This is a genomic window from Streptomyces sp. NPDC028722 (assembly GCF_040637655.1).
GTDB lineage: Bacteria > Actinomycetota > Actinomycetes > Streptomycetales > Streptomycetaceae > Streptomyces.
In genome coordinates, this window is the sequence record NZ_JBEZWU010000026.1 from 1 (window position 1) to 14,334 (window position 14,334).

General features: G+C 75.5%; 1 protein-coding gene. It reads right to left on the reverse strand.

The genetic code is table 11. The annotated features are described in order from the left end of the window. The coding region (locus AB0F03_RS30160) for an SDR family NAD(P)-dependent oxidoreductase (RefSeq protein ID WP_361997538.1) at positions 1–14,165 on the reverse strand (14,165 nt) is incomplete at its 3' end. Between the last annotated feature and the right edge of the window lie 169 nt (positions 14,166–14,334).

Consider the following 14,334-nt stretch of genomic DNA (forward strand, 5'->3'; position numbering starts at 1 on the left):
ACACCCACCGACGCCCACACAGCCGCCAGCCCCACCATCACCGCGAAACTCGCCGGCTGCACCACATCCACCCGCGCCAGCAGATCAACCTCACCCCGCAGCACGGCCGTCAAGTCCCAGTCCACCCACGGTTCCAGAGCCCGAGCACACTCCCCGACCCGCTCCGCGAACACCGGCGACGACTCCAGCAACTCCCGGCCCATACCCAGCCACTGCGAACCCTGACCGGGGAACACCAGCACCGTCCTGCCGGGGCCGCCGGAGCCGGCGACGGTTCCGCTCACGACGAGGGGGCTGCTCTCGCCGCGGGCCAGCGCGCCCAGCCCGGCCACCGCCTCGGCGCGGGAACCCGCGACGACGACGGCCCGCTCGGACAGCAGGGCGCGCCGGGAGACGAGCGCACCCGCGACCTCGGCCGGGGCCGCGCCGGTGTCCGTGGCGAACGCCGCTAGCCGCCCGGCCTGGGCCGCGAGCGAGGCCGCGCTGCGGGCCGACACCACCAGCGGAACGACGCCGGTGGGCACCTCTGGCCGGGTCACCGGGCCGGCGTCGGGCGCCTCCTCCAGGATGACGTGCGCGTTGGTGCCGCTCGCGCCGAACGAGGACACCGCGGCCCGGCGCGGCCGGTCGTCACGGGTCCACTCGCGGGCCTCGGTGAGCAGCTCGACCGCGCCCGCCGACCAGTCCACCTGCGGGGTGGGCTCCGTGACGTTCAGGGTCGGGGGCAGGACGCCGTGCCGCAGCGCCTCCACCATCTTGATCACCCCGGCGACTCCGGCGGCGGCCTGCGTGTGCCCGATGTTCGACTTCAACGAACCCAGGTACAAGGGCTCTTCACGGTTCTGGCCGTAGGTGGCCAGCAGGGCCTGCACCTCGATCGGGTCACCGAGCGTCGTGCCCGTGCCGTGGCCCTCGACCACGTCCACGTCGGTGGGCTCCAGTCCCGCCGCGGCCAGGGCGCTACGGATCACCCGCTGCTGCGAGGGGCCGTTCGGGGCGGTGAGGCCGTTGGAGGCACCGTCCTGGTTGACGGCGCTGCCGCGCAGCACCGCCAACACCCGGTGCCCGTTGCGGCGGGCCTCCGACAGCGGCTCCAGCAGCACCACGCCGACGCCCTCCGCCCAGCCGGTGCCGTCGGCGGTGGCGGAGTACGCCTTGCAGCGGCCGTCAGCGGACAGGCCGCGCTGGCGGGAGAACTCCAGGAAGGCGTCCGGGCTGGCCATGACGGTCGCGCCGCCGGCGAGGGCGAGGGAGCACTCGCCGTTGCGCAGGGCCTGGGCCGCCAGGTGCATGGCGACCAGGGAGGAGGAGCAGGCGGTGTCCACGGTCACCGCGGGACCCTCGAAGCCGAAGACGTACGACACCCGGCCCGAGGCCACGCTGGACGCGGTACCCGTCATGACGTAGCCGTGGACGTCCTCGGGCACCTGGCGCAGCCGGGTCACGTAGTCGTGGTGGACGATGCCGGTGAACACGCCGATGTCCTGGCCGCGGGTGGACAGGGGGTCGATGCCGGCCCGCTCCAGTGCCTCCCAGGAGGTCTCCAGCAGCAGCCGCTGCTGCGGGTCCATCGCCAGCGCCTCACGCGGGGAGATCCCGAAGAGCCCGGCGTCGAACCGGGCGGCATCGTGCAGGAAGCCGCCGGCGCGGGTGTAGCTGGTGCCGGGGTGGGCCGGGTCGGGGTGGTAGAGCCGGTCGATGTCCCAGTCGCGGTCGGCGGGGAAGGCGGAGATGGCGTCACGCCGGTCCATGACGAGCTGCCAGAGGTCCTCGGGGCTGTTGACGCCGCCGGGCAGCCGGCTGCTCATCGCGATGATGGCGATGGGCTCGTCCGGGTTCGCCGTGCCCCGGCGGGTGACGGCGGCCGGCTCCGGGCGGGTGCCGAGGAGTTCGCCGCGCAGGTGGTCGGCGAGCAGGGCGGGGGTCGGGTGGTCGAAGACCAGGCTGCTGGGCAGGCTGACACCGGTGAAGTCGTGCAGCCGGTTGCGGAGTTTGACCGCGGTGAGCGAGTCGAACCCGAGGTTCTTGAAGGGTTGTCCCTCGTCGAAGCCGTCCGTGTCCCGGTGGCCGAGTACGACGGCGGCACTCTCCCGGACGAGGTCGAGCAGGGCGCGGCGCTGTTCCGCGGCGGCGAGAACGGCCAGCCGGGCGGCCAGCCCGTCGGCGGCGGGTTCGCGGCGGATGACACGCCGGGCGGGGGCAGTCGCGGTCCCGGTGCCCTGGGTTTCCCCGGTGTCCTCGATCTCCCCGGTGTCTCTGGCGTCCTCGGAGTCCTCGGAGTCCCCGGTGTCCCCGGTGTCCCCGGCGGGAATGAACGTCACGGGGCCGAGCAGGGCCACGGGCCGGCCCTCGGAGTCGGCCAGCTCCACCAGGTGCCCGCCGTCGGCGGGGGTGACGCGCACCCGCAGCTCGGTGGCGCCCACCGCGTAGACGGCGAGAGTGGCGCACCCGGCTGGCGAGCCGGCGTCCGGGTCGCCGGGGGCGGCCTCGGCCGCGAGCCGCAGGGCCGCGTCCAGGAGCACCGGGTGCAGGGTGAAGTCCGTCGCCTCGTCGACGACTTCGTCGGGCAGGGCGATGTCGGCGAGGATCTCGCCGGGCTGCCGCCACAGGCCGCGCACCCCGGGCAGAGCGCTGGTTTCGGCGGGCTCCGCGGGCCAGGTGCGCAGGTCGAACGCGTGCTGCGGGACGCCGGGCACGAGAGTGGCGTGGGCGTGCCGCAGCCACGGCTCGCCCTCCCGGCCGGCCGGGCGGCTGTGCACGGTGGCACCTCGCCGGCCGTCGGGGCCGGGGGCGTCCACGAAGACACGCAGCTGAAGGTGTCCGTGCGCGGGGACGACGAGGGGTGCGTCGACGGTGATCCGCTCGGCGGTGCCGCCGCCGGCCTCGTCGCCGGCCTCGTCGCCGGCCCGGACCAGGAGGTCCAGCAGGACGGCCGCCGGGACGGTGGTGTCGCCGTCGGTGTGCGCGCCGGGGAGGCGGCCGGGGCCGCGGCCGGACAGCCGCCCGGTGAGGACGACGCCGGTGCCGCCGCGGGTGCCGGGGACCTCCACGACCCCGCCCAGCAGCGGGTGGCCGGCGGCGCGGGCGCCGAGCGCCTCGGCGTCGGTGGCGGTGGCGCCCTCCACCCAGTACCGCTGGTGCTGGAAGGCGTAGGTGGGCAGGTCGGGACCGACGGCCGGCCCGGGACGGCCGAGGACGGCGGTCCAGTCGACCGGCACGCCCCGTACGTGCAGTTCGGCGAGCGCGGTACGGACGGCGGTGTCCTCGGGGATGTCCCGGCGCAGCGTGGTGACACAGCCCCGGGTGTCCGGTCCGAGCGTGCCGAGGGCCATGGCACTGAGGACTCCGCCGGGGCCCAGTTCGAGGTGGGTCACGGCACCCTGGTCGCGCAGGGCGGTGACGGCGTCGGCGAACCGCACGGCGTGCCGGGCCTGGTCCACCCAGTAGTCGGGGGTGGCGAGCAGCCCGTCCGTGGCGAGTGCACCGGTGAGCGTGGAGACGATCGGCACGGTGCCCGGCCGGTAGCGGAGCCGGGCGGCCACGGCGCGCAGCTCGTCGAGCATCGGCTCCATCAGTGCGGAGTGGAACGCGTGGCTGACGGACAGCCGGCGGGTGCGGTGACCGTCCTTGGCGAGGCGCCCGGCGACGGCCAGGACGGCGTCCTCGGCGCCGGACAGGACCAGCGCCCGCGGCCCGTTGACCGCCGAGATCCCGACGACGCCGGGTGTCCGGGTGAGCAGCCGCGCCACCTCGGCCTCGGTGGCCTCGACGGCGATCATCGTCCCGCCCTCGGGCAGAGCCTGCATCAACCTGCCGCGTGCGGCCACGAGTTCACCGGCGTCCGCCAGGTCCAGGATGCCGGCCGCGTGGGCCGCGGCGATCTCGCCGACCGAGTGGCCGGCGAGCAGGCCGGGCCGTACGCCCCAGGAGGCGAACAGCCGGAACAGCGCGGTCTCCAGGGCGAACAGCGCGGCCTGGGTGTAGAGGGTCTGGTCGAGCAGGCCGGCCTGCTCGGTACCGGGCTCGGCGAACGCCACGTCCTTGAGGGGGTGGGCGAGTCCGTCGAGGTGCCGTTCCACGGCGGCGCAGGCGGCGTCGAAGGCGTCGCGGAACACCGGGTGTGCGGCGGCGAGTTCGCGGCCCATGCCGGGCCATTGGCTGCCCTGCCCGGTGAACAGGAAGGCGAGTTCGCCGTCGGCCGGGGTGCCGGTGGCGGTGTCCGTACCGGCCGTGCCGTCGGCGAGCGCGCGCAGGGCGGTGACGAGCCGCTGCCGGTCGCCCGCCAGGACGACGGCGCGGTGGTCGAGGTGGGCGCGGGTGGTGGCCAGGGCGTGGGCCGTGGCGCCGAGGGGCGTCCCGGTCCGGTCCGTCACCCAGTCCGCGAGCCGGGCCGCCTGTCCGCGCAGACCGGCGGGGGTGCGTCCGGAGACCGGGAAGAGGAAGGGACCGTCGGGCGTCGCGTCCGCGTCCTCGGCCGACGCCGGGACACCCGAGGCGTCGCCCGTGCCCACGGCCGCCACCGGGACACCCGAGGAGCCATCCATGGCCCCCGCGACCGTCACCGGGACACCCGCGGAGCCGTCCGCGTCCCCCATGACCGGCGCCGATGCGTCCTCGGGGTCCGCCGGTGCCGGAGCCGCCTCGCCCGCCGATGCCGGCGCGGCACGGTCGGCCAGTGCGGGCACGACACCGTCCGCCGGGACTCCGGCGGGTGCGGGTGCCTGTTCCAGGACCAGGTGGGCGTTGGTGCCGCCGATGCCGAAGGCGGAGACACCGGCGCGGCGCGGGCGGCCGGTGTCCGGCCAGACCCGGGCCTCGGTGAGGACCTCCACCGCGCCCGCCGACCAGTCCACGTGGCGGGACGGCCGGTCGACGTGCAGGGTGCGGGGCAGCAGCCCGTGCCGCATCGCCATGACCATCTTGATGACGCCGGCGACACCGGCCGCGGCCTGGGTGTGCCCGAGGTTGGACTTCACCGATCCGATCCACAGCGGCTCGTCACGGTCCTGCCCGTAGGTGGCGAGCAGGGCCTGCGCCTCGATCGGGTCACCGAGGACCGTGCCCGTGCCGTGCGCCTCCACGGCGTCCACCTCGGACACCGAGAGACCGGCGTTCGCCAGCGCCTTGCGGATCACCCGCTGCTGCGACGGCCCGTTCGGCGCCGTGAGCCCGTTGGAGGCGCCGTCCTGGTTGACGGCGCTGCCCCGCAGTACCGCCAGCACCCGGTGGCCCTGCCGCTGTGCCTCGGACAGCCGCTCGACCAGGAGCACGCCCGCGCCCTCGGACCAGCCGGTGCCGTCCGCGCCGTCCGCGAAGGCCTTGCACCGGCCGTCGGGGGCCAGACCGCGCTGCCGGGAGAACTCGACGAACGTCTCGACGTTGCCCATCACCATCACCCCGCCGGCGAGCGCCATGGAGCACTCCCCGTTGCGCAGCGCCTGCGCCGCGAGGTGCAGGGCGACCAGGGAGGAGGAGCAGGCGGTGTCGATGGTGACGGCCGGGCCCTCGAACCCGAAGTGGTAGGCGACGCGGCCCGACACGACGCTGCCGGAGCCACCGGTGAGGCGGAAACCCTCGGCGTCGGCCGAGTGGTGCATCCGTACGGTGTAGTCGTGGCTGTTGACGCCGACGAAGACCCCGATGTCCCGGCCGCCGAGTCCGGTGGGATCGATCGCGGCGCGTTCGAACGCCTCCCAGGACGTCTCCAGCAGCAGCCGCTGCTGCGGGTCCATCGCGAGGGCCTCGTTCGGGGAGATGCCGAAGAACGCGGCGTCGAAGCCGGGCGCGTCGTCGAGGAAGGCGCCGTGCCGCACGTAGGTCGTGCCGGGCTTGTCGGGGTCGGTGTCGTAGAGCCGGTCGATGTCCCAGCCGCGGTCGTCGGGGAACTCCGTGACGGCGTCGGCCCCGTCGGCGACGATCCGCCACAGGTCCTCGGGGCTGTGCACCCCGGCGGGGAAACGGCAGGCCATCGCGACGATCGCGATCGGCTCGTCGGGCGCGGACGGGTCCGCGCCGGGCGCCGGTCCGACGGGTGCGGGGGCGATGGTGCTGTCACCGGCGAGCCGGGCCCGCAGGTGCTCGGCGAGCGCCGTGGGTCTGGGGTAGTCGAAGACGACGGCCGAGGGCAGGGTGAGACCGGTGGCGGTCGCCAGCCGGTTGCGCAGCTCCACCGCGGTCAGCGAGTCGAACCCGGCGTCCTTGAAGGCCCGGTCGGCGCGCACGGCGTCGGCGGTGCCGTGGCCGAGCACGTCGGCGGCGTTGGCCCGGACGAGGTCCAGCAGCAGTGCCTGCTGGGCGGCCGGGTCCAGCCGGCCGACGCGGTCGCGCACACTGCCCTGGTCGGTGCTGCCGGCGGCACGGGCCAGTGCGCGCGGCGCCGGGGCGAGGCCCCGCAGCAGGGGTGCCACGGGCGCGGTACGGGCCGCCGCGCGCAGGGCGGGCAGGTCCAGCTTCGCGGCCACCAGGGCGGCGGGCAGCCCGGTGCCGGGGCGCAGGGCGAGGTCCAGCAGGGCCATGCCCTCGGCCTCGGACAGCGCGGCCATGCCGAGACGCCGGTTGCGGTGCAGGTCGGCGGCGCCGAGGTGCCGGGTCATGCCGCTGGCCCGCTCCCAGTGCCCCCAGGCGAGCGAGACGCCGGGCAGTCCCTGTGCGCGGCGGTGCCCGGCGAGCGCGTCCAGGCAGGCGTTGGCGGCTGCGTAGTTGGCCTGTCCGGGGTTGCCGAACACGTTGGCGGCCGAGGAGAACAGCACGAACGCCGAGAGGTCGCGCTCCCGCGTCAGCTCGTCGAGCAGCAGGGCCGCGTCCAGCTTCGGCCGCAGTACGGTGTCGAGGCGCTCCGGGGTGAGCGCGGTGAGCACGCCGTCGTCCAGGACACCGGCGGTGTGCAGGACGGCGGTCAGCGGATGCGCGGCGGGCACCGCGTCCAGGACGGCCGCGAGCTGGGCCCGGTCGGCGGTGTCGCAGGCGGCGAGCGTGACGGTGGCGCCGAGCGCGGTCAGCTCCTCGGACAGCGCGGCGGCGCCGTCCGCAGCGGGTCCGCGCCGGCTGAGCAGCAGCAGATGGCGCACGCCGTGGTCGGTGACCAGGTGCCGCGCGGTCAGCGCGCCCAGGGTGCCGGTGCCGCCGGTGACCAGGACGGTGCCGTCCGGATCGAAAGCCCGCCCCGGCTGCGGGACGTCGGCCGCCCCCGCCGGCACGTCGGCCCGTACCAGCCGGGGCACCTCGGCCGCCGCGGTCCCCGAAGCTCCGGGAGCGTCCGAAGCTCCCGTGGCCCGTATGCGTATCAGCGGTTCGCCGCAGGCCAGCAGGCCAGGCAGGGCGGAGCGGACCGCAGCGTCGGCTTCCTGGGCGCCGCCCGGCCCGTCGACCTCGACGAGCACGATGCGGCCGGGGTGTTCGGACTGGGCGGAGCGCAGCAGACCCCGGACGGCGGCCGTGGCCAGGTCCGTGGCGGCGTCGACGGCCGCCACGACCAGCCGCGTCCCCTCCAGGGCGGGTTCGGCCAGCCAGGCCTGGAGGACCGCGAGCGCGGCGGCCAGCGCCGCCCGCGGCTCACCGCCCGCGCGGTCGGCCGCGTACAGCAGGACGTCGGCGTCCGCCGCGTCGGCGGTGACGTCCCGCGCGGTCCGTACGGTGACGGCGGACGGCGTCCCGTCACCCGCCGGAAGCGGCAGCTCCGTCCAGTCGACGCGGAACAGCGCGTCCTGGGTGAGTGCCTCGGCGAGCCCGGCGCGTGCCGCGTCGAACGGCTCGGAAAGTACGGCGTCGACGCTCAGCACGGGCCGCCCGGCCGGGTCGGTCAGCTCCAGCCGGGTGGTGCCCTCCCCCGCCGACCGTACCGTGACGGTCGTCGCGCCCGACGCGTGCAGCCTGACCCCGCGCCAGGTGGCGGCGAGGGTCCCGGCGGGCAGCGCCGTCCGCACGGCCGCGTCCAGCAGGGTGGGGTGTACGCCGTACCGGTCGGCGTCCCCGGCGGCCTCGTCGAGGGTCACCTCGACACCGGGCCCGGCGGCCGGCTGGTCGTCGTCCTCCTCGGGAGCGGCGGGCGCCAGCGTGCCGTGCGCATGCCGCGTCCAGACGGCGTCCAGCCCGGAGCCGTCCGCACGCGAGTAGACCTCGACCGTACGCCGCCCCGTGCCGTCCGCTTCGCCGACCACCGTCTGGACGGCCCGGCCACCGCGCGCCGGCAGGACCACGGGCCGTTCGACGGTCAGTTCCGCCACGACCGGCACCCCGGCCTCGTCACCGAGCCGGACCGCCAGCTCGACCAGTGCCGCGTTCGGCACCAGGACAGTGTCGTCGCCCACGAGGTGCTCGGCCAGCCAGGGCTGCGCGCGCGACGACCACCGCGAGGTCGTCATGAACCCCCCGGAGTCGGGCCGCCCTACGACCGCGCCGAGCAGCGGGTGGTCGGCGCGGGTCTGCCCCAGAGAGGCCGCGTCCGCCGCCGGAGCGGGCTTCAGCCAGTAATGCCGGTGCTCGAAGGCATACGTCGGCAACTCCACATCGGCGGCACCGGCGCCCTCGGGCAGCACACCCGTCCAGTCGACCGCCACGCCGCTGACGAACAGTTCGGCCATCGACGTCAACAACCGCCGGAAACCGCCCTCTTCCCGGCGCAGGGAGCCCGTGACGACCGCCTCGCACTGCGCCTCGTCCACGATCTCGTTCACCGGCTGCACGAGAACGGGGTGAGCGCTGGACTCCACGAACACCGAGTGCCCCTCGGCCAGGAGGGAGGCGATCGCCGGCCCGAAACGGACCTGGCCACGCAGATTGCGGTACCAGTAACCACCGTCCAGGGCATCTTCGTCGCGCACCCAGCCACCGGTCACCGTCGAGAAGAACGGCACCACCGGCGCCTGACTCCGGATATCCGCGAACACCTCCCCCAACGCCGTCTCGATCGCCTCGACATGACGGGTGTGCGAGGCGTAATCCACCGCGACCCGACGCACCCGCACACCGTCCGCCTCCAGCACGGCCAACGCCTCGTCCAAAGCCTCCGCATCACCGGCGATCACCACCGACGAAGGACCGTTCACGGCGGCGACCTCGACCCGGCCGTTCCACGCGGCGATCCGGGCGGCGGCGTCGGCCTCGGGCAGGGCCACGGAGGCCATGCCGCCCCGGCCCGCGAGTTCACCGGCGATCACCTGACTGCGCACCGCCACGATCCGCGCCGCATCCTCCAGCGACAACGCACCCGCCACACACGCAGCCGCGATCTCACCCTGCGAATGCCCCACCACCGCATCCGGCACGACACCCACCGACGCCCACACGGCCGCCAGCCCCACCATCACCGCGAAACTCGCCGGCTGCACCACATCGACGCGGGCGACGAGGCCGGCGTCGGCCTCACCGCGCAGCACGGCCGTCAAGTCCCAGTCGATCCACGGTTCCAACGCGCGGGCGCACTGATCGATCCGCTCGGCGAACACCGGTGAGGAGTCGAGCAGTTCCCGGCCCATACCCAGCCACTGCGAACCCTGACCGGGAAACACCAGCACCGTCCGCCCAACGGCAGCCGTCCCACCGCTCACCACCCCGGCAGCCGACTCACCCCGGGCCAGCGCACCCAGCCCCGCCACCGCCTCCGCACGCGAACCAGCAACCACCACCGCCCGCTCCGACAGCAGCGCACGCCGGGCCGCCAGCACACCCGCGACCTCCACCAGCGACACATCCGTGTCACCGACGAACACCGCAAGCCGCTCCGCCTGCCCCGCCAGCGCACCCTCCGAAGCCGCCGACACCACCAGCGGAACGACCCCGTCGTACGTCTCGGTGGGGGTGACGGGCTCGTCCGGCACCTGTTCCAGGATCACGTGCGCGTTGGTGCCGCTCACGCCGAACGAGGACACGCCGGCCCGGCGGGGGCGGCCGGCCTCGGGCCAGTCCCGGGCCTCGGTGAGGAGTTCGACCGCGCCCGCCGTCCAGTCGACCTGGGAGGAGGGGGCGTCGACGTGCAGCGTGGCCGGGAGGACACCGCGGCGCAGCGCCTGGACCATCTTGATGACGCCGGCGACTCCGGCGGCGGCCTGCGTGTGCCCGATGTTGGACTTCAACGAGCCTAGCCACAGGGGTGCTTCGCGGTCCTGGCCGTAGGTGGCGAGCAGGGCCTGTGCCTCGATCGGGTCGCCGAGAGTCGTGCCGGTGCCGTGGCCCTCGACCGCGTCGACGTCGGCCGGGGTCAGGCCCGCGTCGGCCAGTGCCTTGCGGATCACTCGCTGCTGGGACGGGCCGCTGGGAGCGGTGAGGCCGTTCGAGGCGCCGTCCTGGTTGACCGCGCTGCCCCGGACCACCGCGAGCACCCGGTGCCCGTTGCGGCGGGCCTCCGACAGGCGTTCCAGGACGAGGACGCCGGCGCCCTCGGCCCAGCCGGTGCCGTCGGCGGCTTCCGCGTACGACTTGCAGCGGCCGTCGGCGGCCAGGGCGCGCTGCCGGGAGAACTCCACGAAGGTACCCGGGGTCGCCATGACGGTGGCGCCGCCGGCCAGGGCCATGGCGCACTCCCCGCGGCGCAGGGCCTGGGCGGCGAGGTGCAGGGCGACCAGGGAGGAGGAGCAGGCGGTGTCCACGGTGACCGCGGGGCCTTCGAGGCCGAACACGTAGGCGACCCGGCCGGAGGCCACGCTGGTCGCGGTGCCGGTGGTCACGAACCCTTCCAGTTCCGCGGGGAGTTCGCCGCCGGTGCCGTACTGCTGGCCCATCACACCGGCGAACACGCCGACGTCGGTGCCTTTGAGGGAGACCGGGTCGATACCGGCCCGTTCCAGTGCCTCCCAGGAGGTCTCCAGCAGGAGCCGCTGCTGCGGGTCCATCGCCAGCGCCTCGCGCGGGGAGATCCCGAAGAAGCCGGCGTCGAACCGGCCGGCGTCCGCGAGGAAGCCGCCCCGGTCGACGTAGGAGGTGCCCGTCCTCTGCGGGTCCTGGTCGAAGAGGCCGTCCAGGTCCCAGCCCCGGTCGGTCGGGAAACCGGAGACGGCGTCCCGGCCGGATGCGAGCAACTGCCAGAGTTCGTCGGGGGTGTTGACGCCGCCGGGCAGCCGGCAGGCCATGCCGACGATGGCGATGGGCTCCTGCGGGTCGGCGGCCCCGGCCGGCTGCTCCTGCCGCGCCCGGCTGTCGTCCGGGCCGAGGACCGCGGCGTGCAGGTGGGCCGCCAGGTCACGTGGGGTCGGGTGGTCGAAGGTCACGGTGGTGGGCAGCCGTAGGCCGGTGTGTTCGGTGAGCCGGTCGCGCAGGGCGACGACGGTCACCGAGGTCAGGCCGAGGTCGCGGAAGGCGCGGCCGGCGGGGAGCGGGGCCGCGTCCGGTCCGTTCATGACCGCGGCGGCCTGTTCCCGGACGAGTTGTTCGAGGTGGGACAGCTGGGCACGCTCGTCCAAGGCGGCCAGGCGGGTGCGCAGGGCCGCGGTGACCGCCGGGTCGGACCGTACCTGCCGGGCCGGCGGCTCGGTCAGGGCGCGCAGGAGCGCGGGTGCCGGCCGGGACGGGTCGGCCAGGGCGGGGCGGGGCGCGAGGAGGGCGGGGGCGCGGCCGGCGAGCAGGACGTCGAACGCGGCCAGCAGGTCGGCTGGTTGTTCCGGTTCGTCCCCGGTGTCGCGGGAGCCGGTCCAGGCCAGGGTGGAGGCGGTGGCGCCCCGGGCCCGGCGGGCGTGTGTGACCGCCTCGGTGCGAGCGTCGCGGACGGCCCGGTCGGGGTCACCGGGCGCGCCCAGGGTGGCGGAGCCGTCGGTGACGGTGACGAACTCGGTTCGGTCGTCGGCGATGTCGTCGAGGGCGTGGGCGAGTCCGGGATCGCCGGTGGTGTGCACCACGGCGGTGACCGGGTGCCGGAGGTCCGCCAGGGCGTGGTGCGGGCCGGGGCCGGCTGCGGTGACGCCGGTGATGTGGGTGCCGGGGGGCCAGGCGTCCGGGTCGGTGCCGTCGGTGGTGCCGGGTGCGTGGACGAGCAGCAGGTGGGCGGCCCGGTGGACGTCGGCGAGGTGGTGGGCGAGCGCGGCGCCGAGGGGGGTGTCGGTGCCGGTGACGACGACGGTGCCGGGGCGGGCGAGTGCCGGGGCGGGCCGTGGCCGGTCGTCCAGGGGGGCGCGCAGCAGCCGGGGCACCAGCAACCGGCCGTCGCGGACGGCGACCTGGGGTTCGTCGGTGGCGAGGGCGGTGAGCAGCGTGTCCGCGTCCGCGCCGTCGGTGTCGAGGTCGATGACGGTCACCTGCGGGTGTCCGTCCGCCTGGAGGGACCGTACGGCGGCCCACAGGGCGGCGCCCGCGGGGTCGGGCGCGGTGTCGCCCGCGGGTGTCGCTCCGCGGGTGAGGACGACGAGCGGTGCGGGGGCGGCGCCGCCGGTGACGTGTTCGGTGAGGACGCGGGCCGGGGTGGCGGGGTCGGCGGTGGCGGCCGGCGGCAGCAGGACGGTCAGGGGCGCGCCGCTCCGGGCCGCGGACCCCAGGTCGGGGTGGTGGCCGGTGCGGACGCCGGCCGTGCGCAGGGCGGCGGCGAGCCCTGTGGTGTCCTCACCGACCAGGGCACACGCGACCGGACGGGCGGCGGGTCCGGTGGGCGCCGGGATCCAGGCGGAGGTGACCAGGGCGTCGTGGTGGCCGTCGGCGGTGTGCCGCGGCCAGTACGGCTGTGCGGCGAGCAGCCGGCGGACGATCTTCCCGGAGGCGGTGCGCGGGATGACGGTGGTCTCGTGGATCCGCTCGGGGATCTTGTAGGCGGAGAGCCGGGTGCGGCAGTGTTCGAGGACGGCGGCCGTGTCCAGGCCGGCCGGGCCGGGGACCAGCCAGGCGACGGGGACCTCGCCCAGGGTGTCGTGGGCGGCGCCGGCGACTCCGGCGTCGGCGACTCCGGGGGCGCCGCGCAGCACCGCCTCGACCTCGTCGGGGTGGATGTTCTCGCCGCCGCGGATGATCAGGTCCTTGAGCCGGCCGCAGACCGTGAAGTAGCCGGCCGCGTCGCGGCGGGCCAGGTCTCCGGTGCGGAACCAGCCGTCGCGCAGGGCGGCACGGGTCGCCTCCGGGCTGTTGTGGTAGCCCACCATGACGTTGGGGCCGCTGACCCAGACCTCGCCCTCCTGCCCGGTGGGCACGTCCTGTCCCGTACCGGGGTCGACCACGCGGACGTCGACGCCCGGGACCGGCAGCCCGCAGGAGCCTTCGACACGGGCGCCGTCCGGCGGGTTCATGGTGATCGCGCCGCAGGTCTCGGTGCTGCCGTAGGCGTCGACCAGCGGGACGCCGAAGGTCTCCTCGAAGGAGCGGCGCAGCTCGGAGCCGGTGACGGCGCCGCCGACGAGGCCGATGCGCAGGTCGGGCAGGGACAGGCCGGTGCGCCGGGCGGTGGCGACGAGGTGGTGGTAGGTGGTGGGGACACCGGCGAGGAAGGTGGCCTTCTCCTCGCGGAGCAGGTCCAGTACGTCGTCGGCGGAACTGCCGTCCGTGATGCGGGCGGTGGCGCCGACGGCGGTCACGGACAGCACGCACGCGATGTGGGACAGGCTGTGGAAGAGCGGCAGCGGCCACAGCACCCGGTCGTCCGGCGTGAGGCCCGGGAGGGGCACGTAGCTGACGGCGACGGACCACAGGCAGTTGCGCTGGGTGGACAGCACGCCCTTGGGGCGCCCGGTGGTGCCGGACGTGTAGAACATCCAGGCCACCTCGTCCAGGCCGAGGTCGTCGGGGGCGGGCGTGCCCGGGTCGGTGACCGCCAGCTGGTCGTAGGCGTGGGTGCCGGGCGGCACGGACGTGGTGCCGGCCACCAGGACCGTCGTACGGGGCGCGGTGGACGCCACCACCTGGAGAAACGTCACTGCACTGCTCGCCCCGGCGAGGGCGAACACCGCGCCGCTGTCGGCGAGGAGGTACTCCAGCTCGGCGGGCGCGGACCGCGGGTTCACGGGGACGCCGACGCCGCCGGCGCGCACGACCGCGAGGTAACCCTCCACCATGTCGACGGAGTTGCCGAGGCAGAGCGCCACCCGGTCGCCGCGCCGCAGACCGAGGCGGACGAGATGTCCGGCGAGCCGACGGGTACGCGCCTCCAGCTCGCCGTACGTGACGGAGCGCCGGTCGTCCGCGAAGGCGGCCTTCTCGGGGGTGCGGGAAGCGTGCTGTCGGAGCATGACCGCAAGCGGTGTGACCAGGTCGGGACGCACGCCTCGGACTCCTTCCACAGGGCGGCAGCGGGTACCGGGAACAGCAGGTCGGGAGCGGTTGCCGGACACGGCGGAGGCGGCTGTGCGGCATCGGACAGCCGGCCGGCGTCCTGAGCGACGGGAGCGGAACATGCCCGCGCCGCGCTGGTGCGCGCGGCCGTCAGGCGCC